Consider the following 23,150-nt stretch of genomic DNA (forward strand, 5'->3'; position numbering starts at 1 on the left):
AATATTATTTATACATCTTTACATGCCTTAATCAAACCTAGAAAACAAACACGAAAATTCCATTGATTATCTCCCACTCTTGTACATGATGAGATTATTACAACATCAATCATCTCAATAAAAAACTCTGTGAAAAATATACTCAAAATTCTTTTATTTGTTTGTTTAAAAGATGCTTTAAAGTTTCTCGTGTAAACACTTCCACCCTCTAAACAAAAAACTATTGTGATGATAATCTCAAGTAAAGAGCATCTCCCATGTCTTTTACCTACACAACATATTATTGCTAACATCACTTTTAAAAATACGTATCACTCGACTAGGAAAACTATTTTAAGCTACCCTTTTCAAAGGCGGTAAAGGAATTATTGCTCTTTTCCAAAATGTATTTGGATATGAATAAAGAATTTAATACTAAAGAGCAGAAACATAAATTCGTTAATTATCACTATAAACAACAACCCTTAATGTTCACATTGCTTATCAAAACCTTCCTACAGTCATAATTGATTTCACAAACCAATTTGGATGTACTGATTTGATAAGGAAAGCCGCTTTTTGAGCTGCTTGTTGATCTTTAAAAATGCCAAAGCAAGTTGCGCCTGAACCAGACATACGAGAAAAAAGAGCTCCACTTTCATCTAATGCATATAAAACCTCAGCCAATTGAGGTGCAATTTTTAATGCAGGAGCAAAAAGATCATTACGCGTTTCTTGTAAAGCTTCAACCAATGAAAAAACTGTTTTTAAAGCTGCTGGATCAATTTTTAAATGAGGATGATCGCGCTTTTCTAAGGCCTGAAAAATAGCGGATGTTTCAATTTGTTGACCATGATTTACCAATACCATCGCAATAGAACAAGCTTCTTTTAGTCGCGTTATATCACCGCCAATTCCTTGGACAAAAAGCGGTTGCTGATATTCTAATGCAAAAAGACACATCGGTACATCAGCACCAAGTTCTAAACTAATTGCCGCTAATTCTTCACAAGAACAATCAAGATTCCATTGCCGGCGCAATATACTAAAAACCCCAGCAGCATCTCCTGATCCACCACCAATACCCGAAGCAACAGGTAACGTTTTAATAAGCTGAAAAAAGGCAGGTTTAGCATTTTCAGGAAATATCTTGCGCATCAAATTGTGGGCGCGGACAACTAAATTATCTGAATAAGAAACAAGCCCATTAGCAAAGGGACCTTTTACAATAAAGTGATCTTTTGTAAAAGGTGTATAACTTAAACAATCACCACTAAGACTAAAATAGACCAAACTTTCTAATAAATGATAACCATCAGCGCGCTGACCCACAACGTGCAAAGCCAGATTCAACTTAATAGGTGTTAAAAAATGAAAACCCTCTTTAAGAGAAGCCTGCGCACCTGATATCATTTAACGTAATATTCACCTGTACGAGGGTCTTTCACAAGAGTTCCTTTTACATCTGTACGTGATTTAATTCTTGTATGGCAAACACGTTGCAACACCCAGTGTAACTGGCGCCTAAATAAATAATAAATATACAGAATCATCACACCAATGAAACTGAATAAAATAAGTCGGATCATTTTAAATCCCTTTTCCTCTCGCAATAGCTTCTAAGCAAAATCGCCAACCAAATTAAATGTAAATAAAATGGTATTCTAATTACAAACCATACCGTTGCCAAAGTGCCCGTTCTTCTGCTGCTATCCATGCACTATCAACTGCTGTATAAACCATATCAGCAGTAACTCCCGAAGGCATTTTAGGCCCAAAAAAACTTTTGGAAGGAGAAATTAACCGAAGCTTTGTATCATGACCAAACCGGTCTTTAATAACAGAGCGTACATCACCTAACTGATCAACCAAGCCAAGCTCAACACCTTTCTTTCCACTCCAAAACATTCCTGTAAAAATATCTGAATCATCTGATAATTTCGATGCACGCCGTTCTTTGACCAAATCAATAAAAGTTTGGTGAACTTCAAGTTGCAAAGATTTCAAATGTTCAACGCCCATCTTCTTTTCTGGCTGAAATGGATCTAATACAACTTTGTTTTTTCCTGCTGTATAAACACGCCGTTCCACACCAATTTTCTTCAAAAGCTCAGGAAAACCAAAAGAAGCTGAAACAACCCCAATAGAGCCCACAACAGAAGAAGAGTCAGCAAAAATTTCATCCCCAGCGCAAGCAATCATATAACCACCTGATGCTGCTACATCTTCAATAAATACGAGAACCTGTTTATTCTTCTCATTTGCCAAATCCCGAATACGCTGAAAAATGAGACGTGATTGTACAGGTGAACCACCGGGAGAATTAATAATTAAAACAACAGCTGGTGCTTTTTTATCGGCAAAAGCCTTGTCTAAAAGGGGGGCGCATCTACCTAGCGAAAGCGTACGAGCCATAAATGAATTTGAATCCATAATTGCCCCATGAAGTCGTACTACAGGAATTTCAAGTTTACTGGAAAGAAAACGACGTGGAATAAGATTTTTAACACTGTTAATCAAAACAAAATCTCCCTATAAGAAATCGAGAAAACATAACTCGAAAATAAATAAAAAGCTTAATCCGAATTTAAAAAATAAGCTAAAAAACACAAGACATCATTAAAAAAGTTCCCACAAGCTTATACACCCATTATTGATTGCATCAACCCGTGGCGAAAAAGCATGACCTTCATCTTCATGCACAATTAACGCCGGCAATATAGATAAAGCTGCTCGACTTCCCCGTTTTGCATAAAATAACATACGAGTTGCGGCCGCTTTAGCTCGAGAATGAACAGGAATTACACATATATTACCAAAACGCCCCTCTAAAGCGTGTAATATATCATTAAGCGATTGGGGACGTGCAATCAACCCTAGATATCCACCTGGTTTAACAATTGCAGCTGCACTGCGTAACCAATTGTCAAACATTGCTTCAGGCATAACATGTGCCTCAGACTTTTGTTCATCAGGTGTTTTACGATCCATAGGATTATTAAAAGGTGGATTCATAATCGCAAAATCAAAAACATTATCCATTAAACCTGCCTTTAAGCGTGCATTGCCTTTTAAAGCAATATCTGCTTCTAATAAACACACTCGGCTAGCTAGTTCCTTATTTTGTTTTAGCGCAAGCGTTTTTTGAGCATAAGATATCATAAAAGCTGATCGTTCAACTAATGTAACGTGAGTTTCTAAACAACGTGCAGCAACTGCTAATCCCGCTGCGCCTGCGCCTGCGCCTAAATCGACAACCTTTCCTTTAAAGTTATCAGGAACCAGACCAGCCAACAACATAGCGTCCATACCAGAACGATGCCCCTGCAAACGTGGTTGAACTAAGTAAAACTTCCCACGATGAAATTCATCAATTGTCTCATCACTATGATTCGTCGCGCTATCCATCTGTAAGCCTAATATTGATCTTTATATTGCCCTTCTTCCAATTGTAATTAAATTATCTTAATTTCAAAATTATTGCCTTATTATAATAATTATATTCCCTAAGCGTAGAAAAAACACTCTTCTAAATATTTAAAAAACTTCTACTTCAAGGCAGTATCAAAGCTTGAGTCAAAAGTAATCCCGCTTTATGCTACAAATAGAAAATAAAGCTTATCTATATTTATTGAAAATACTCTAGGAGTAAACCAATTGGGTGCTATCATAAAACAAGACCATAAAAAAAATAACCAGGTTTCTTCTCAAATTCTCATCAACCTCACCAAAGATAATATGGAACATGTAAACCAACTAATTATCTCTATGGTTCAAATTGATGTCGAAATGATCCCTGAAATTTGTAATCATCTTATTTCATCAGGAGGAAAACGGTTACGTCCAATGATTACACTAGCTGCAGCTGATATGTTTGGATATCAAGGTGATGGACATATAAAGCTTGCAACAGCAATTGAGTTTATGCATACAGCAACTTTATTACATGATGATGTAGTTGATGAAAGTAATCTCCGCCGTGGAAAATCTACTGCACGAATGATTTGGGGAAATAAAGCAAGTGTACTTGTTGGTGATTTTCTTCTAGGGCAAGCTTTTAAAATGATTGTAGATGTTGGCTCTATGGAAGCACTCGCTATTTTAGCAAACGCCGCAGCAATTATTGCTGAAGGAGAGGTCATGCAGCTTGCCGCTGCCCAAAATATAGAAACCACTGCTGCAGATTATCTTAAAATCATTAATGCGAAAACAGCCGCACTTTTTTCAGCTGCCGCTGAAGTTGGGCCAATCATCGCTGGTTATGGACACGAAGAACGTTTAGCATTACGCAAATATGGCACATCATTAGGATTAGCTTTTCAACTGGTTGATGATGCACTTGATTATAGTGGCAATGCTGAACATTTAGGAAAAAATATAGGAGATGATTTCCGAGAAGGCAAAATTACTATGCCCGTTATCCTTTCATATACACGCGGTAATGCAACAGAAAAAGCATTTTGGAAACAAGCTCTTGAAAACAATAATAATAACGATGAATCTTTAGCACACGCACAACATTTAATGGAAAAATATGATAGCCTAACCGATACTATAAAACAAGCACGCATCTATGGAAAACAGGCAATCGACGCTCTTTCTCCAATAAAAGAAAACCCTCAAAAAAACGCATTCATTGAAATTGTTGATTTTTGTATTGCACGTGTAAACTGATTATTTGCAAAAATAATAATATTTTCTACAAAGAAACCTAATATGTTTATAAATCATATCATAAATTCATGATTTTTGGAAGGATGAGCTCTATGCATTGTGCAATAAGGCCCTGCTTTTTTACTCTCTCTATAGCGGGAATCGTGCTGATGTCCTCACCCGTCTATAGCAAAATCGATTCAGCTATTGATGCACGATCATTTACAGGTGCCTATCTAGCAGGGCGAATTGCAAATCACGAAAATGAAACTAATCTTGCTATTAATTATTTTAAACAAGCACTCACCTATAACCCCAATAACATTGATGCACAAAAAGAAATCTTTGAAGCGATGCTTTCAGTAGGTGCATTTAAAGAGGCTGTCAAACAAGCAAAAAAATTGAAAGCACAAAATATTAGCCATCCTTTTATTTCCCTGACATTGTCAATAGATAACCTCATCAAAAAAAATTATAAAGACGTTAAACCCCTTCCACAATTAAAAACATCTCCTTCAACCAATAACCCGGCGTTTGACGTGATAAGCGCTTGGGCTACATTTGGATCAGGTAATCACTCTCAAGCAATAGCCGATCTTAAAAAGCTTTTAGGACCTATTTGGTATAATCTTTTTATACACTACCATCTCGCTCTTATGAGTGATCTGGCAAAACGCCCTAAAGAGGCAAAAAAATACTTTATGCAAGCATTAAACAATCAACAAGGTGCTATGATTTCTCCTGACACCTATGAACGTATCATTATAGCCTATGCTTCATTTCAATTGCGTCAAAAAATGCGTAACCAAGCTATTCAAACTATTCAGAACGGCGAAAAGATGTTGTCAGACCAAGAGATACTTAAAAACATCCGACAAAAAGTTGAAAAAGGCGCTAATTTAGAAAATCCTGTAAAAACACCTCAGCAAGGAGCGGGTGAAATATTGTATGATTTTGGAACAACACTTAATCGAAGAAAATCAGAATATGTTGCACGTATTTTCAAACAATTATCTCTAGCCTTATATCCTCAAAATGATGCCACATTGTTCCAACTAGCAAACGTCTCTGCTAAATTGAATGACCCTCATCAAGCAATTAAACTTTATCGTGCCTTATCACCCCACTCTCCTTATTATAGAGAGGGACAATTGCAGCTCGCACTAACGCTTGCCAATAACAATCAACACACTGAAGCTATTAAATTATTAACATCATTAGAGAAAAAAAATCCCAATGATCGCGCTATTTATATAGCGTTGTCTGCTATTTATATGCAAAAAAATAACTTTGCTGAAGCTGCTAAAATTATGGATCGTGCTATTGTACAAATGGTAGATTTTCAAAAAGATGATTGGAAACTCTTTTATCAACGCGGCATCGCATTTGAACGTTTAAAACATTGGACAAAAGCCGAAACTGATTTACGAAAAGCACTGGAATTATTCCCTGAACAGCCACACGTGCTTAATTATCTAGGTTATACACTTATTGATCGTGATCAAAAACTTGAAGAATCATTATCCATGCTTCAAAAAGCCTCAGCATTACAGCCAAAAAATGGTTATATTCTTGATTCTCTAGGATGGGCTCATTATAAACTAAAGCAATATAACCAGGCTGTAGAAATATTGGAAACTGCTGTCAAATTGCAACCTCAAGACCCAATATTGAATGATCATTTAGGCGATGTTTATTGGAAAGTTGGGCGCAAACGTGAAGCAATATTTCAATGGAATCACGCCATTGATGGACAGCCAGAAAATTTAGAAAAAATCAAAGAAAAATTGAAATTTGGTTTGCAAGACACAACAATGCTTGACCATGCGAAGCAATAGACAGTAATAAAGATTATAAATTTCTTTGATTTATCTACTAATCACATATTAAGAGTATCAAACGTGAACTTCCCTGAGTATCTCAATCCTGCACGTTCTTTTCAAGGGCTCATTTTAACTTTGCAAAATTACTGGGCTCAATATGGATGTGCAATTCTGCAACCCTATGATATGGAAGTAGGCGCTGGGACTTTTCATCCAGCTACAACGCTGCGTTCATTAGGACCACGCCTTTGGAAAGTGGCTTATGTCCAGCCTTCCCGGCGTCCAGCAGATGGTAGGTACGGTAAAAATCCAAATCGTTTACAGCACTATTATCAATTTCAAGTGCTTCTCAAACCCTCGCCTCCAGATTTACAAGAGCTTTACATTAATTCTCTACAAGCTATTGGCCTCGATACAAAACTGCACGATATTCGTTTTGTCGAAGATGATTGGGAAAGCCCAACACTTGGGGCCTGGGGACTTGGATGGGAATGCTGGTGCGACGGAATGGAAATTTCTCAATTTACTTACTTTCAACAGGTTTGCGGCATTGAGTGTATGCCAGTTTCAGGAGAAATTACGTATGGACTTGAACGCTTAGCAATGTACATCCAAGGAGTCGACAACGTATATGATCTTAATTTTAACGGTTTAGATGGCGCAAACAAAATAAGTTATAGAGATATTTTTTTACAAGCAGAACAGGAATATTCACATTATAATTTTGAGTTTGCTGATACCAAATTGCTACATCAACATTTTATTGATGCAGAACGTGAGTGTATTGCACTTCTTGAAGCTGGAAAACCAAACAAAGAAAATAGCTACCATCAATGTGTTTTACCAGCTTACGATCAATGTATTAAAGCTAGTCATATTTTTAATCTTCTTCAAGCACGCGGTGTTATTTCTGTAACCGAAAGACAAAGTTATATTCTTCGTATCCGTGATCTAGCACGCCGTTGTGGTGAAGCCTTTCTATCAACTGAGACTGGTCAAGCTCATACGAAAGGTGAAATCTAATGTCTAATCTTCTTCTCGAGCTCTTTAGTGAAGAAATCCCTGCTCGGATGCAACGTAAAGCTGCTTGTGATCTCAAAAAGTGTGTTACTGACCAACTTATCCATGCAGGATTAACTTATAAAGCTGCCTGTGAATATTGGACACCCCGTCGGTTAACGTTAGATATACGTGGTCTTTCTACAAGCTCACAAGATACCCACGAGGAACGCAGAGGTCCCAACACAAAATCACCACAGCATATGGTTGATGGTTTTTTGCGTGCTACAGGCCTTAATAATATTTCTGAAGCAGATATTGTACATGATAGTAAAAAAGGTGATTTTTATGTTGCTAAAATCACCAAAAAAGGTCGAGCTGCTGAAGAAATTATTGCTGATATTTTGCCTGATATTATCCGTAACTTTCCATGGCCAAAATCTATGCGTTGGGGCCAAGATTCAGCCCAAACTGGAGCCTTGAAATGGGTCCGATCTTTACAAAATATTCTTTGTGTTTTCGGACCAGAAATTGGGGAAACACACATCGTTCCATTTACAGTTGGTTCTCTTAAAAGTAATAATTTAACCTATGGTCATCGTTTCTTAAGTAATGAAAAACCTATCCAAATACGCCGTTTTGATGACTATGTCACTCTGCTTGAAGCTCACAAAGTTATTCTGGATACAGAAAGGCGAAAAAATATTATTTTAGCAGATGCTCAAAATCTTTGTTTTGCCAACGGTTTAGAGCTTGTTCAAGATAATGCGCTTTTGGAAGAAGTCGCAGGACTTGTTGAATGGCCTGTTGTCCTTATGGGCGATTTCGATAAGACTTTTCTTGATATTCCTCCAGAAATTATCCGCTTAACCATTCGAGCTAATCAAAAATGCTTCGTCACTCGCAAACAGGGGGAAAAGATTAAACTATCTAATCATTTTATCCTCGTTTCCAATGTTCTTGCAAATGATGGTGGTAAAGAAATTACCAAGGGTAATAGTAAAGTTGTACGCGCTCGTCTTTCCGATGCACTTTATTTTTGGCAAACAGATCAGCATGATTTACCGGATATCGCGCATTTGAAAGATTCTGCTGCAAAATTTGATCTTGATTTAAATAAACCTCTTGATCAGCGAATAGCACAGCTAGATTATTTGAATGTGACCTTCCATGCCAAGTTAGGGACGCAAGGTGCAAGGGTAGAAAGGATTGCTGCTTTAGCACAAAAAATTGCACCTTTAGTGCAAGCAGATCCTCTACTGGCAAAACGTGCAGCAATACTTGCAAAAGCTGATCTGCAAACAGGAATTGTTGCCGAATTTCCTGAGCTACAAGGGCTGATGGGGCGAAAATATGCACTTCTCCAAGGAGAAGATCCCCACGTGGCTGAAGCAATCGAAGATCACTACAAACCTCTAGGACCAACAGATCGAATCCCGTGTGAACCTATCGCTATAGCAGTTGCATTAGCTGACAAAATTGACATACTTGTTGGTTTTTGGCTTATTAATGAAAAACCAACCAGTTCAAAAGATCCTTATGCATTAAGGCGAGCAGCACTAGGAATTATAAAGCTTGTACTTTCACGTGATTGGAAAATTAACCTTATGCCCCTCTTTGATCAGGCGGTGGATCTTTTTTTACAACAAAAAATAAAATATACCTCCCCAAAAATAGAAGCTAAACAACAACAAAATACTCTTTCAGAAATAAAAAAAGATATTTTATCAGATCTCTTGTCGTTTTTACATGAACGCTTGAAAATTTATCTTAAAGATGAAGGAGCTCGTTATGATGCTATTGAAGCAGTTTTAACCAAAGATGCTGATGACTTTTTGTTAGTTGCACGCTGTATTGAATCACTCATTGTTTTCATCAACACAAATGATGGAAATGATTTTTTAGCTTCTGTAAAACGTGTCGTAAATATTCTTGAAAATCAACCATCTAAAGATATCACAACAATAAACACACTTAACCCTGAACTTTTTAGCGAAACAGAAGAAAAACAATTATATCAAGCAATCATTGACGCAGAAAAAAAGCTTCATGATCAGACTAATGCAACTAATTTATCACTTGCACTCAATGCCCTTGTACCACTTAAAAAACCTATTGATACATTTTTTGAAAAAGTATTAGTAAACGATAAAAATTCCGCTATTCGCGCTAATCGTCTTGCTCTTCTTGAACGTATCCGCTTAATCACACAAAATGTCGCGGATTTTTCGAAGCTTACAACCTAAAACTAACGCTCTTTCAATTTTAAAATGATAAAAATAATTTTTGTTATTTTTGAAATGCTTTTTATACCAAAAATAGCTCAAAAAAATAATAAACTACTTGTTAATAGTGCCTTAAATAATTTCAAAACAGTAAAAATCAAATAGAAATTACACTTTCTAATAAATTGACAAAAAATTTAGAAAACATAAATCGAGGATAGGTAAAAGTCAGAAATTCTTGATCAACCTCGAAAAATAAAAATCACACTCAATAGATAATTTTCTGTTTGATAAAAGCACCAATTCTTGGAAATCTACTCATCCCCCCTTTCCCCAAATCTTTGCTCCTAAAAGACCAGCGCTTTAAACTCTTCAAACAATATTAATTAAGGTATTCTTTCATTTTGGAAAGAGATTCTTTAGTGAGAGATTTTTCAATAAGGTCTTTAGATTCCTTAAAATCTAATTCCTTATTAATAAGCGTACGTGAGGAAGAAATTGCTAAATCAATAGCAGATAGAGAAACAACTCGAATTGCATCTGCTTCTGCTTGAGCAATTTTTTGTTCTACCATTTTTTTGCGATTTTTAACATATTCTTCTGTTTTTGTGCGAGCTTCAGCAACAATAACTGAAACTTCATTCTTAGCAGCAGCAATAATTTCTTGAGCATTTTTTTCTGCTTCTACACATTTGCGCTGACATTCAGCCAATATCTCCTGCGCTTCTTCACGAAGACGAAGAGCTTCATCAAGCTCATCCGTGATACGCTTTGTTCGCATATCAAGACTACGCGCTACCATAGTTGGAACTTTAAAATAAACTAAAAGAGCTAAGAAAAGAACTAATCCAATAAAAGCCCAAAACGTATCAGTCATCCTTGTGATTCCTTACAGCTCGTAGCTTTAACAGTTAAATTGACAACTTCTTCACTCACATCAATATCAAGCAATTTCTTAACAATTTCACGAATTACTTCCTCTGCAATTAAACCAACATTTTGCATAGCTTTATCTCGAATTTCTGCTATTTGATCTCCAGCAGTTGCTAGCTTTTTCTCTAATTTTTTTTCAACTTCTTTTCGTTCAAGATCAGCCTTTTCTTTAATTTTATCTCTTGCCTCTTGCACTACAATACGCGCCTGTAAACGAGCTTCTGCTAGTTTTTTCTCATAAACTTCAATCACAGTATCTGCTTCTTGCTTCATGCGCATAGCCTGATCTAAATCAGATGCAATTCGATCACGACGCGTTTCAATAACATTTCCAATACGGGGTACAATCACCCGAGCAATGAAGAGATAAAAAAAACCAAAAGAAATTGCCAACCAAAAAAGGTGAGAACTAAAATGCACAAAATCAAAAGGTGGAAACACGCGGTTTGCGTGCTCTACCGCATTTTCAATATGTTCTATGGGCGTTTCAGCAGCTTGTGCATAAGCACTGGAAATAAACATCCTATTTATCCTTCAAACAACTACCTCAGGCCCTTTATTTAGAACCTATGATAACTGAGTCATTTCCCTTGTATTAAAAAACGCAAGACTATGTCTGCTCTTTGCACAAAAACAGACATACCTTTTTAAATTGGTTAAACTGCAAAAAGAAGCAAAAGAGCAATAAGCAACGAAAAAATACCCAAAGCTTCCGTCACAGCAAAACCAAAAACTAAACGACCAAACTGACTATCTGCTGCTGATGGATTACGTAAGGCACCAGAAAGATAGCTACCAAAAATATTTCCCAGCCCCAATGCTGTCCCAGCCATACCAAAACAGGCAAGACCAGCGCCAATATATTTTGCTGCAAGTGCTAATTCCATATTATTCTCCTTTGAAGTGAAATTGCATTGTTTGACTAAAATTCATTATTTACTAGTGCCCCGGGTGAACAGCATCACTAAGATACATACAAGTTAAAACCGTAAAGACATAAGCTTGTAGAAATGCTACCAAAAATTCAAGAGCAGTAATTGCCACAGTCATAATGAGAGGTAAAATAGAACCACCAATACCTATAACCCCTACCCCAACCATTGAAACAATAAAACCAGAAAACACTTTAAGCGTGATGTGACCAGCAAGCATATTAGCAAAAAGACGAAGTGAAAGACTAATAGGGCGAGACAAAAAAGAAATAAGCTCAATCATTGTGACTAAAGGCAAAATCATAACAGGCACACCACTAGGCACAAAAAGTTTTAAAAAACAAACCCCATGTTTATAAAAACCATAACCAATCACCGTCAAAATAACTAACATCGCCAATGAAAAAGTGATCATAATTTGAGAGGTAATAGTATAAAAATAAGGAAAAAGACCAATAAAATTAGCGACCAAAATAAAAATAAATAATGAAAATACTAAAGGGAAAAAACGCATTCCCTGTACGCCAGCTGATTCACGCAAAGTCGACGCTACAAATTCATACGCCATTTCAGAAATAGACTGCATACGTGTTGGAACCAATCTACGACTTGATGATGAGAGAAAAAGAAATACTGAAGATAAAACAACCGTAACGACTATAAAAAATGATACATTCGTAAACGATAAATCCATATTTCCTATAGAAATATTAATCAGCCGTGAAACTTCAAATTGATGAATAGGATCTGGAGCGTGCGCTGTCACTTTAACCTCATTTATTAAATTTATCGACCCTTTTATTCTGATGCGATACGCTATTTTTTCCTAATTGACTAGGAGCAATGTGCCCTAAAGACCGAAGAATATTTACTATACCAGAAGTAAACCCAAGAAAAAGAAAAAATATCAATCCCCATGGCAACAAACCTGTTAGCTTATCAAATCCCAACCCTAAGACAATACCTACAATAACACTTGCCAGAAACTCACTCGACAACTTAATGGCATGCCCTACTTTGTTTTGTGACTCTCTGTTCTCATTTTTAAGATCCTGTTTCTTTAATGCTTTCTTACGCATTAAAGCCAATCCCAAATTTTGACTACGCCATTCTAAATCCTCTAAATGAAAAGAATCTCTTTGCTTTTTCTCTTCAGCCTCCTTTTGTGGCACAACGGGTTTATCGCCCTTTGCCATAATTGGCTCCTTAATCAAAAGCAAAATACATATAAAGCTTCCTGCAACATATTGTTACTAAATTCATTCGTCAAGCTACCCAAAAGCGTCTATCACAAGGATTTTTATCAATAAATAAAACAGATAATGATTTATCATCGAAAAACATAATAATATGACTCAACTCCTGATTAACACTACGCATTCTATAATAGGTATAATAATAGGCATACCAATTTTATCAACTTTAACTATCAAACAATAAGGTAGCTATCTTATAGAACCAACTAAATTGCATTTCTGCTCTCACTTTAAAAAGCTATATTCTTGTTTGTTTATTTTACACATCCATTTCTGTTCCAAAAACTTAACAAATCAAAGCAAAGCCTCTTTAAAAAGCTAGTTATTAAATACCCATTTTTAAACCTTTAAAAAGTCTAAAAATGACTTAGAACATGAAGGAAATTGTTACTTTTTTCCATCATGCAAAAGGATTATCAGATGTTCGCAGTAATAAACGGATGGGTACCCCTGGCATATCAAATGTATCACGTAACCCATTAGACAGATAACGCAAATATGATTGAGGCATTGCATCTGACCGTGAACAAGAAATCATAAACCCCGGAGGACGCGTTTTAATTTGTGTTATATACTTAATCTTAAGTCGACGCCCAGAAACCGCTGGTGGTGGATGGTGCGCAACTATAGTTTCAAGCCAGCGATTAAGTTTCCCTGTAGGAATACGACGATTCCACACACGATGAATCATCATGATATTTTCCATAAGTTTATCAATCCCTTTACCATACTGGCCTGATAAAGGGACAGCTCTCAAACCACGAACCTGAGGAAGAAGACGAGCACATTTTTCATGTAAATCAGCCAATACTTCTTGGCAATCTTCAATAAGATCCCACTTATTGAAAGCTATAATTGGAACTCGCCCCTCACGAATCACAAGATCAGCAATTTGTAAATCTTGCTTTTCAAAAGGCATGGTTGCATCAAAAACAATCACCACCACTTCCGAGAAACGGATTGCGCGTAAAGTGTCTGCAACAGAAAGTTTTTCTAACTTTTCTTGAACTTTTAATTTTCGACGCAACCCCGCAGTATCAAAGAGTTTAAAACAACGACCACGCCATTCCCAATCTACAGAAATAGAATCACGCGTAATACCAGCTTCAGGCCCTGTCAGCAAACGATCCTGCCCCAACATACTATTGATCAGTGTTGATTTTCCAGTATTGGGACGACCAGCAATTGCTATCCGAATAGGTTTGCTTTCATCGTAAACAAAACCTCTTTCTTCCAAATCGTCAAAATCATTATCTAAAGACACACACCGCGTAAGAGCACATTCTTCTTCTTTTACTTGCTCAAAAGCTTTATCTTTACCAACAGCATTTACAATTGCATCACGAAGATCCGAAAAGCCCAGACCATGTTCAGCAGATATTGCGCAAGGCTCACCTAAACCTAAAGACCATGCTTCATATCCCCCTTCTATTGCCATTTTTGACTCAGATTTATTGACAATAAGCACAATTGGTTTTCCCGACTTGCGAACCAATGAAGCAAAACTGCAATCACTTGGTGTTATCCCGCTCTTTGCATCAAGTACAAATAGGATAAGATCCGCTTCTTTAATAGCAGCCTTTGTCTGAAAAAACATGCGGCCTTCAAGTGTTTGATCACTTGCATCTTCTAAACCAGCTGTATCAATTACATTAAAACGCAAATCTTGAAGCCTTGCCTCATGAACACGCCGATCACGTGTTACACCTGGCTTATTATCAACCAAAGCCAATTTTTGCCCAACCAAACGATTAAATAATGTTGATTTCCCAACATTGGGCCGGCCAACTATAGCAATGGTGAGGCTCATTAATTTACCCCTTATTCACCTTTCTTTCAGACTGAATAAGCTCAAGCATAATTTTTGCTCGATCAATTATTTTTAGTCCTAAAATATTTTCTTCAGAAATTTTTTGAAAATAATAAATCGCATCATCTATCTTGTTAGCTTTATAAGCAGCTAAACCTAAAACTTCTCTTGCAGACATGCGCATAGGGTCGATATCATTTGCCATATCGTTGACACGTTTTTTAACATCATCAAATGTGCCTATATCAACTAAAATATAAGCCGCTCGAATTTTTGCAACTCTCTGTAATATCTGCGGTGCATTCTTATCAGCCGCAACCGCATCAAAAACCTCTACTGACTTAACAGTATTGCCTTGCTGCATCAGCAAAGAAGCTTCACGTAAACGAGCAAGAAAAGGATACCCTCCAAAATTAGATGTTTTGACACTCTCTAATTGATTCATCGCTTCATCAAATTGAAGTGAGTCCGCCAAATTAAGACTTGTTATAAATATATCACCAATCTTGCTGGCTTTATTCATTTGCCCATAATGATAAATTTGATAAACAGCTATCGCTAGTACAAAAATAATAGCTGAAACAATAATCAAGAAACTATAACTCCCCCAAAAAGCACGAACTTTTTCCTGACGGAGCTCTTCATTAACTTCATGAATAAAACTATCGTATGACATACACCCTACCCTGGAAAGAATCTTAATTCTTACACTATTACGTATAAATAAACAAAGATAGAGCCCTATCCACCAATAATCTTTATTTTGTCAGTTGATTGATTTAAAATTAACATATACCCTTATCAACTGTTTTTATAACTGTACCGAATTAAAATCTCTCGCGATTATCTTTTGATTGACATGAATTTTTACGCATCTCACTCCTATTGAAATGCGTAAAGTTACTTTCAATCACTTCAACTCTTGTTATACATTAACGCCATATTGCTAATTTAAAACAAAAGCGAAATATTTAGCCCATACTGCTTTATATCACCTACTAGATAATTGCAAACATACTAATAACAACCGAATATAATCACCTTAATATCTAACACGCATAGATTATATGCCATTTCGGGTAGCATTGTTTAGCTGTATTAACATTCTATGTGCACATTACAACTTCTAAAACCTTAAAATAACAACTATTGTATGGTATCTTTCCATAGCTTCTATTAGAAAACTATTATTAAAAATTAACTCATGAAAATAGTTTCATACATCAAATATCAATTAGAATGGCTTCAAAATCAGAAAAATAACCCTATAGAGTGATGCCAATCATTAAATTTTCAACCAACAAACATCATCCTCATCTCTGCCAATATTACAATTAAAACGTTCATTAAAATCCTTATCAATTTATATATTGCCCAGCTTTTCATAACTGAGAATATCTGGAGAAAAATAGACAAACATTGCTACAATACTAAGGAAACGCTTGCGCCTTATCATAATAAGGCCCTCCATCTTAAAATCTTTGCGTAAAACATAGCTTTTCCACTTAATCTTCATCTCAGTAAAAAAATCTATTCAAAGGTTTTCCTACTGTTTATTGTAATGGCCAAACCCACATTAACATCGGAACCGCAACGATTGCTATCAACACTGCCAACGGAGCACCAAAACGTGCATAATCACTAAAACGATAACCACCAGGCCCCATTACTAACATAGTACATTGATGCCCAATAGGTGTAAGAAAATCACACCCAGCGCCTATCGCAACAGCCATTAAAAAAGCCTCAGGTTTATAATGAAGAGAATGAGCAAAACTTGATGCAATTGGTGCGATAACCATCACTGTTGCTGCATTGTTTAAAAATGGTGTTATCAGCATTGCTGTAATCAAGATAAGTGCTAATGCACCAGATGGTGGTAAAAATACAGCCATTTGGCTAAGCCAACCACCAATCAAATCCGTGCATCCTGTTTTTTCCAATATTTCACTTACTGGAATAAGAGTTGCTAATAACACCAATATTTGTCCATCTAAAGCATGGTACAAATCCCGCATTGGAAGAATCCGAAAAACGACCATCGCAATAGCTGCAGAAAAAAAAGAAAATGCAACCGGAACAATTTGAAAAGCCGTCGTAATAATTGCTACAAACAAAATAGCTAAAGACATAAGGCCATGTCGTAAATTACCGAACATGATATTGCGTTTTGCTAAAGGAAGACATTTCAATTCTCTTAACAAGCTCGGAATAACCATATCCTGTCCCTGCAAAACAATGACATCCCCGAGACGGAAAACAACATCACCAAGCCTACCACGTATCCTTTCACATTGACGACTTAAAGCAAGTAAATTTACATCATAGTGATCAAACAACGAAAGTCTTTTAGCACTGATACCAATAAGAGGAGAATTATCTGTAATAACAGCCTCAACAATATCAAGCTGGCTACCTTTATCACCTACAGAAAGAGTACGACCAGTAGCAAATTCTAAGCGAGCTGAATTAATCACAGTGTCTAGCCCTGTATGTGAGCCTTCCAGCAGAACAGTATCATCTTTGGCAAAAACAAAATCTGGTAATGGTGAAATGGATACTTCATTTCTAATGATCTGAATAACCATAACTTCACCGCCTGATGGTTTAATGAGATCAATAATAGTTTTTCCTACAATGGGAGAATTAACGGGAATACGCACTTCTGAAACATAATTACAAATATCAACAGCATCATCAAATGATGTGCTTGAATGCGCACGGATAGGTAAACGCCAAGAAAAAAATATTAAATAGAAAACTCCAACAGCAGCAATTGTTGCACCAACCGGTATAAAATCAAACATAGTGAAAGGGATTCCTTCTAAACGTTCTCGCATAGCTGAAACAACAATGTTGGGAGAAGTGCCTATCTGTGTCATGAGACCACCTAATAAAGAACCAAATGCCATTGGCATCAAAAACACAGATGGTGAAACATGAGAACGGCGAGCAAATTGGAAAGCAATCGGAAGCATAATGGCTAAAGCACCAATGTTTTTAACAAACATTGATAAAAGAACCACAGAAATAACTAAAAAAGCTAATTGAAGTTTTACTGACTTTACATCAGGCCACATTCGTTGAATAATATATTCCACAATGCCAGAGCGTGACATAACTGTGCTGATGATAAACGCACTACCTACGATAATAACAATATCATTACTAAAACCACTAAATGCTTCCTTCGGATTAACAAGACCGAGAGTGCAAGCAATTAATAATGTACAAACAGCAACGATATCATAACGAAACCGACCCCACATAAAAACAGCCATCATGAGACCAATAATAGAAAAAGCCATTATTTGATCTTCTGTCATAACACTAACGACTCCCTGTCAGCTTATAATCACCAACATCATATATTCCCTTTAATCGTTCCTTTAGTCAGTGACATAAAAAACGACACATTACTCCTCCTTAAAAATGATTAAACATGATAAATAAGGTCATAATTAGTGCACAGTTCCTTATTCATGATTATAGTTTCATGTAAAATATTGAAAAAAACTGGTGACAGTTGATAAAAGCTTGTTGAAAAAAAAATTATGATGATCTTACATCAAAGGAAATAGACAGATATTTAGTTGATATACATCATACCTGAGCTTTTATCGTTGTTTAAAGAAATTTATTTATACTCTCAGCATATAGTGACAAAACTGAAAGAAAAAATAATGATCAATTTTAATAGTTGGTATCGCAATAACCTAAAATATTGGTTGACGTATATTATTGGATTTGTTGCTATTTTAACAATAGTAGTTATTGGTGGTTTTTATATGGCAAAACCCCATCTTGATAGCTTTGTAAAAAAAGAAATAGCCCGCCGTTCTATCAACGCAGAAACATCCGAAGTCAGTATTCTAGGTAAAATAAATTTGACTAACGTCACTCTACCAACCCCAGCTGATACATCACTTAAAATTGGTTCTATTTCAGGACGTCCCCCCATTGCATTCATTCCTGGTGCTTTCACACTTTATGATATTGACTTAACATATAAGAATGTTCGTCTACAAGTTCCTAAAATCTCTATTAATAATGTATCCTTGAAAAACAAAGATGCTACGATCACGTCTTCCTTTTTGCAATCGTTTATGCGTATTGATATTTCATCAATTAATGCACCAGATATATTACTTTTCATAGAGGATGAGAATAAGCCAACTGAAAGAATTAATATCAAGAATTTTCAGCTTTCTAATCTTCAAAACGGTCGTATTCATTCCGTTGGTATCAAAGATATAACGACTAATATAAGTTTTGCAAAGACAGCTGCAGATAGTACTAAAAAGATATATCTAACCGTTAAAAGTAACCCAATAAAAGCCCATAATATTGATGTGGGTTATGCTTATTCTATCATTTCTGATAAAGACAATGTCAAGAATCAAGGCAAAACTGTTATTGGTCCTATTACATTGGGTAATGTAGCAGTTGATGTTTTTGAAGGAAAAGAAAAAAACACTTCTTTCTTTTTTGGAAAATTTAAAACATCTGGCTTGAAAATACAGCCTCTCGATCAACCTTTTAAAAAACTTATTCAAGATTACCTCAGCGCAAAAAAAGCAAACAATCAAACAGCACAAAATGCTATTCTCGTAAATGGCCTTTCAGCTATTACCTCAGTTGATGCTAAAATTGATAAAGTAATTATTGATACACCACAGATAAAAACAAACCTTGAATCATTCCAATTAAAATCAGACCAATGGCAACAAGCCATACCAGAAAATCTTTTACTCTCTCTTAATGGCCTTTCAATCTTACCTAAAAAAATGGAGAGAAAAAACTTAGATTTTCTTAAAAATACGGGCTTTGAGCACCTTGATATTTCCGGAAAGCTTGATATCTCTTACAATGAAAAAAAGCGTATCCTTTCGCTTAATGCAATGTCTTTTAACGTCCAAAACATTGGCTCTGGAAAAATTTCAGCTACAGTTACTGATGTTGATAAAACATTCTTCTCTGGTCAAAAAGACGCAATCATTGCTGCTTCTCAAAATCTTGGCATCTCTGAAATTGACATATGTTATACAGACGCTGGTCTTATTGATAAAATCTTTTCTTATCTTGCACAAAGTCTTAACGATAATGAACATGATCTCAAACAAGAACTTTATGATAATTTTTATTTAATCGTGACCCAAAGCCCCAAAATATTATTAAAAAATCATGATGAAGCTGAAAATATTTCGAAAGCCCTCGGCAATTTTGCTAGAAATCCACAAACATTAAAAATAAAAATAGCAGCAAAAGATAATAAAGGGCTTACAACATCTGATCTTGAAGCTGCTTTACAAAATAATCTATCAGCTGTTCTTAATAAAATGAGTCTCACTGTTAAAAATGAAGCATCTCATTAAAAACATAATTGGTTTTAAAATTGGAGAATTACCATCCCCTTTTTTCTTCATATAAATACTATAAGCGATACACAGAATACCTTATAAACAAAGCATATATGAATAAATTGATATTTGGAGTTTTTTATGCCTGATTTATCCTCAAATCGCTTACCAAATCGAGCTTCTCTTGTCGCAAATCGGGCACTTTCCGCAATTGAACGTTTTCTCCATATTGAAGCTGTAAGTGGTATTGTTCTTTTATTAGCAGCTGCAATTGCGCTCATACTTGCTAATTCTAAATATTCTTCTTCCTATGAAGCATTTTGGCATACACCTCTTGGCTTTAATTTTGGCTATTTTAACTTATCATGGGATCTACATTTTTGGATTAATGATGCTCTTATGACTGTGTTTTTCCTCGTAGCGGGAATGGAAATTCGGCGTGAAATTCACGAAGGTGCTCTTGCTAATTTTAAACAAGCAATTTTACCAATTGTAGCGGCAATAGGTGGAGTTTGTCTTCCTGCAATTATTTATCTGAGCATTAACTTAAATGGGGGGGATACTTATGGTTGGGCTGTGCCGACAGCTACTGATATTGCTTTTGCATTAGGTATTCTCGCACTTCTTGGGAAAGCAATTCCTTCTAATCTTCATATCATTCTTTTATCATTAGCAATTATTGATGATATTATCGCTGTTCTTATTATTGCTTTTTTCTACTCAACTAATTTAGATCCCAATGGTTTAGCTATCGCAGCAGCAGGTATTGTTTTAGTCTTATTTTTTCAATGGATTGGGTTTGCATCAGCGTGGCTTTATATTTTGCCTGGTGCAATCATTTGGTGGGGGTTAATGATAACAGGCGCTCATCCATCACTTGCCGGCGTAATTTTAGGCATGATGACCCCAGTCTTACCTACCCGTAATCTTGTAGCTCCGCTTACAATGCTAAGCAACGCAGTTGAAACACTTCAAGAAAAAAATACAGATCTTCATCATATCTCAACCACATTAAAAAAAGTGCGTAGAGGACAACGCGATATAATCGCACCTGTAACACGGGTTCAAAAAGCATTACATCCATGGGTAGCGTACGGCGTTATGCCAATTTTTGCTTTTGCAAATGCTGGCGTTAACTTTGCAAACTTTGACCTCTCTTCTGACAAATCATTTTTGATTGTTCTCGGCATTATCATGGGACTATGTATTGGTAAACCGCTTGGTATTATTGCAGCTAGCTATTTAGCAGTAAAATCAGGTCTATGCCGCCTTCCTCCTAATGTAGCATGGGCGGGTATATTATTAATTGGATTTTTAGCAGGTATTGGTTTTACAATGTCAATCTTTGTTTCAATGCTTGCTTTTAAAGATGTTGTTCAACTTGATTCTGCAAAAATTGGTGTACTTTGTGGTTCTGGCCTTTCTGCCCTTATTGGCCTTGGATATGGCCTCTTTTATATCAAAAATAATAAAAAGCGTGTCACAAATTGCAATTAACCAAGCCATAGAGCTTACTTTAAGCTAAAACTTTGAAAACATTTAAGGCTTTAATTACATTCAATGAATGACTGCACATGATTATTTTTTTTGATTTCAGTCATTCATCATAGGCAACAAAAAGTGCAATTTATACCTACAAGAATCTTTTAAAAGCGCGTATAATTTGCATTCATACCAATGTAACTTGATTAAGCATAAACAAACCACATAACACTCTAATAATAAACACCTCAATAATAGACTCTTTTATATTTTTAGAACAAAATAAAGAAAAATTTTATGCCCATAATAGCTGAAAAAGATAAGAAGCAATCTTAGTAAGGCTCTTAGCTACTTGTACATATAAAATCTAAATATGCCTAATTAATTGGAAAATATTTAAAATTAAAAATACTTATCCTATCTCAAGACCATAAACAGCATGCAAAGTTCTTACTGCAAGTTCAGTATAAGCACTATCAATTAAAACAGAAATCTTAATCTCTGAAGTGGTAATTGCTTGAATATTAATGCCTTTTTCAGCCAAAGCCTTAAATGCTGTAGCTGCAACCCCTGCATGACTGCGCATACCAACACCAATAACAGAAACTTTTGCAAGATCACTCTCAGACTGAATAACATCAAACCCAATCTCTGCACGATTTTTTTCAAGAAGTGCAACAGCCTTATCTACATCAGCTGATGGTACAGTAAAAGTCATATCAGTCTTTGAACCGTCTTCAGAAATATTCTGCACAATCATATCAACATTGATACGCTCTTCAGCCAAAGGGCCAAAAATTGCTGCAGAAATACCCGGACGATCTGCCAGTCTGCGTAGTGAAATTTGTGCTTCATCTTTAGCAAAAGCAATACCAGTAACATTTTGTTGTTCCACAATCTCATCCTCATCGCAAATAAGTGTTCCAGGGGGATTAACTGAACTGCACATGTCCACAGCATCGGGATCTTCAAAACTTGAGCGTACAAAAGTACGAACTTTATGGACCATAGCTAATTCAACAGACCTAACTTGCAAAACTTTTGCCCCAAGAGAAGCCATTTCAAGCATTTCTTCAAAAGCCACTTTCGGTAAACGACGTGCCTTAGGTTCAACTCGCGGGTCAGTTGTATAAACACCATCTACATCTGTATAAATATCACAACGATCAGCCTGCAAAACCGCCGCCACTGCAACAGCACTTGTATCTGACCCACCTCGTCCCAAGGTAGAAATTCTATTATTTGGAGCTAATCCTTGAAAACCAGCAATAACTGCTACCTGCCCCTCTTGAAAACGCTGTATTAAAAAAGATCCATCAATATCTACAATCCGTGCACCGCTATGTGCATTATCAGTATAAATAGGGATTTGCCACCCAAGCCATGAGCGAGCATTCACTCCCATTGCTTGGAGTGTAATAGCCAACAAACCTGCTGTTACTTGTTCCCCAGAAGAAACGATTACATCATATTCACGAGCATCATGCATTGGTGAAGCTTCACGCGTCCACTGAACGAGCTCATTTGTTTTACCGGCCATTGCAGATACCACTACTGCAATCTCATTACCCGCATCTACTTCTCTTTTGACATGTCGAGCAACATTATGAATACATTCAATGTTTGCTACAGATGTGCCACCAAATTTCATGACAATACGTGCCATTTATAATACTCTTATATTTCTTATTTCAAATG

The 23,150-nt window shown here is 36.1% G+C and carries 18 protein-coding genes; 6 read left to right on the forward strand and 12 right to left on the reverse strand.

All coding sequences use genetic code 11. The annotated features are described in order from the left end of the window. Nucleotides 1-483 precede the first annotated feature (483 nt). The 3 genes from J7R05_RS03100 to J7R05_RS03110 all read right to left on the reverse strand — a co-directional run bounded on the left by J7R05_RS03100 (nucleotide 484) and on the right by J7R05_RS03110 (nucleotide 3,387). Nucleotides 484-1,392 (reverse strand): 4-(cytidine 5'-diphospho)-2-C-methyl-D-erythritol kinase, encoded by a 909-nt coding sequence (locus J7R05_RS03100; protein WP_208541146.1) that lies wholly within the window; start codon nucleotides 1,390-1,392, stop codon nucleotides 484-486. A gap of 255 nt (nucleotides 1,393-1,647) precedes the next feature. After that, nucleotides 1,648-2,499 carry a S49 family peptidase gene (locus J7R05_RS03105; RefSeq protein ID WP_208541147.1) on the reverse strand — a complete coding sequence of 284 codons (852 nt, stop codon included), beginning with the start codon at nucleotides 2,497-2,499 and terminating at the stop codon, nucleotides 1,648-1,650. A gap of 99 nt (nucleotides 2,500-2,598) precedes the next feature. Next, complete coding sequence (locus tag J7R05_RS03110; protein WP_078689498.1) at nucleotides 2,599-3,387, reverse strand: tRNA1(Val) (adenine(37)-N6)-methyltransferase; 789 nt, start codon at nucleotides 3,385-3,387, stop codon at nucleotides 2,599-2,601. A 249-nt stretch (nucleotides 3,388-3,636) separates the two neighbouring features. On the opposite strand from J7R05_RS03110, the gene J7R05_RS03115 reads away from it, so the two are divergent. The 4 genes from J7R05_RS03115 (at nucleotide 3,637) to glyS (ending at nucleotide 9,700) form a co-directional block, all read left to right on the forward strand. Then, the gene (locus J7R05_RS03115; RefSeq protein WP_208541148.1) at nucleotides 3,637-4,653 is read left to right on the forward strand and encodes a polyprenyl synthetase family protein; all 1,017 of its coding nucleotides are present in this window, start codon (nucleotides 3,637-3,639) and stop codon (nucleotides 4,651-4,653) included. Between the two features lie 92 nt (nucleotides 4,654-4,745). Continuing rightward, nucleotides 4,746-6,470, forward strand: a complete 1,725-nt coding sequence (locus tag J7R05_RS03120) for a tetratricopeptide repeat protein (RefSeq protein ID WP_208541149.1) — start codon at nucleotides 4,746-4,748, stop codon at nucleotides 6,468-6,470. Between the two features lie 63 nt (nucleotides 6,471-6,533). Next, nucleotides 6,534-7,478: a glycine--tRNA ligase subunit alpha gene (locus J7R05_RS03125; protein WP_208541150.1), complete on the forward strand. Its 945-nt coding sequence runs from the start codon at nucleotides 6,534-6,536 to the stop codon at nucleotides 7,476-7,478. Beyond that, a complete protein-coding gene (glyS, locus tag J7R05_RS03130) occupies nucleotides 7,478-9,700 on the forward strand; it encodes a glycine--tRNA ligase subunit beta (RefSeq protein WP_208541151.1) in 2,223 nt (740 codons plus the stop codon). Before J7R05_RS03125 ends, glyS begins: the two co-directional genes overlap by 1 nt. 361 nt (nucleotides 9,701-10,061) lie before the next feature. Here glyS and J7R05_RS03135 read toward each other — a convergent pair whose 3' ends face one another. The 8 genes from J7R05_RS03135 to J7R05_RS03170 all read right to left on the reverse strand — a co-directional run bounded on the left by J7R05_RS03135 (nucleotide 10,062) and on the right by J7R05_RS03170 (nucleotide 17,936). Beyond that, nucleotides 10,062-10,556: a F0F1 ATP synthase subunit B gene (locus J7R05_RS03135; RefSeq protein WP_208541152.1), complete on the reverse strand. Its 495-nt coding sequence runs from the start codon at nucleotides 10,554-10,556 to the stop codon at nucleotides 10,062-10,064. Further along, nucleotides 10,553-11,134 (reverse strand): F0F1 ATP synthase subunit B, encoded by a 582-nt coding sequence (locus tag J7R05_RS03140; protein WP_208541153.1) that lies wholly within the window; start codon nucleotides 11,132-11,134, stop codon nucleotides 10,553-10,555. Before J7R05_RS03140 ends, J7R05_RS03135 begins: the two co-directional genes overlap by 4 nt. 134 nt (nucleotides 11,135-11,268) lie before the next feature. Further along, on the reverse strand, nucleotides 11,269-11,499 hold the full coding sequence (locus J7R05_RS03145; protein WP_007477984.1) for a F0F1 ATP synthase subunit C: 231 nt from the start codon (nucleotides 11,497-11,499) through the stop codon (nucleotides 11,269-11,271). A gap of 52 nt (nucleotides 11,500-11,551) precedes the next feature. Beyond that, nucleotides 11,552-12,310, reverse strand: a complete 759-nt coding sequence (locus J7R05_RS03150) for a F0F1 ATP synthase subunit A (protein WP_078689492.1) — start codon at nucleotides 12,308-12,310, stop codon at nucleotides 11,552-11,554. Between the two features lie 7 nt (nucleotides 12,311-12,317). Further along, nucleotides 12,318-12,740 (reverse strand): AtpZ/AtpI family protein, encoded by a 423-nt coding sequence (locus J7R05_RS03155; RefSeq protein ID WP_208541154.1) that lies wholly within the window; start codon nucleotides 12,738-12,740, stop codon nucleotides 12,318-12,320. A 460-nt stretch (nucleotides 12,741-13,200) separates the two neighbouring features. Beyond that, nucleotides 13,201-14,610, reverse strand: coding sequence for a ribosome biogenesis GTPase Der (gene der / locus J7R05_RS03160; protein ID WP_208541155.1), 1,410 nt, complete (start codon nucleotides 14,608-14,610; stop codon nucleotides 13,201-13,203). A 4-nt stretch (nucleotides 14,611-14,614) separates the two neighbouring features. Next, nucleotides 14,615-15,286 carry a DUF2659 family protein gene (locus J7R05_RS03165; RefSeq protein WP_208541156.1) on the reverse strand — a complete coding sequence of 224 codons (672 nt, stop codon included), beginning with the start codon at nucleotides 15,284-15,286 and terminating at the stop codon, nucleotides 14,615-14,617. Between the two features lie 877 nt (nucleotides 15,287-16,163). Beyond that, a complete protein-coding gene (locus J7R05_RS03170) occupies nucleotides 16,164-17,936 on the reverse strand; it encodes an SLC13 family permease (protein ID WP_208541157.1) in 1,773 nt (590 codons plus the stop codon). Between the two features lie 357 nt (nucleotides 17,937-18,293). Between J7R05_RS03170 and J7R05_RS03175 the strand changes: the two genes are divergently transcribed. Both J7R05_RS03175 and nhaA read left to right on the forward strand, forming a co-directional pair. Then, nucleotides 18,294-19,985, forward strand: a complete 1,692-nt coding sequence (locus tag J7R05_RS03175) for a hypothetical protein (protein WP_208541158.1) — start codon at nucleotides 18,294-18,296, stop codon at nucleotides 19,983-19,985. A gap of 126 nt (nucleotides 19,986-20,111) precedes the next feature. Next, complete coding sequence (gene nhaA, locus J7R05_RS03180; RefSeq protein WP_208541159.1) at nucleotides 20,112-21,467, forward strand: Na+/H+ antiporter NhaA; 1,356 nt, start codon at nucleotides 20,112-20,114, stop codon at nucleotides 21,465-21,467. Nucleotides 21,468-21,864: 397 nt separating this feature from the next. Here nhaA and J7R05_RS03185 read toward each other — a convergent pair whose 3' ends face one another. Then, nucleotides 21,865-23,118, reverse strand: coding sequence for an aspartate kinase (locus J7R05_RS03185; protein ID WP_208541160.1), 1,254 nt, complete (start codon nucleotides 23,116-23,118; stop codon nucleotides 21,865-21,867). Between the last annotated feature and the right edge of the window lie 32 nt (nucleotides 23,119-23,150).

This window comes from Bartonella capreoli (assembly GCF_902813205.1).
Taxonomy (GTDB): Bacteria; Pseudomonadota; Alphaproteobacteria; order Rhizobiales; family Rhizobiaceae; genus Bartonella; species Bartonella schoenbuchensis.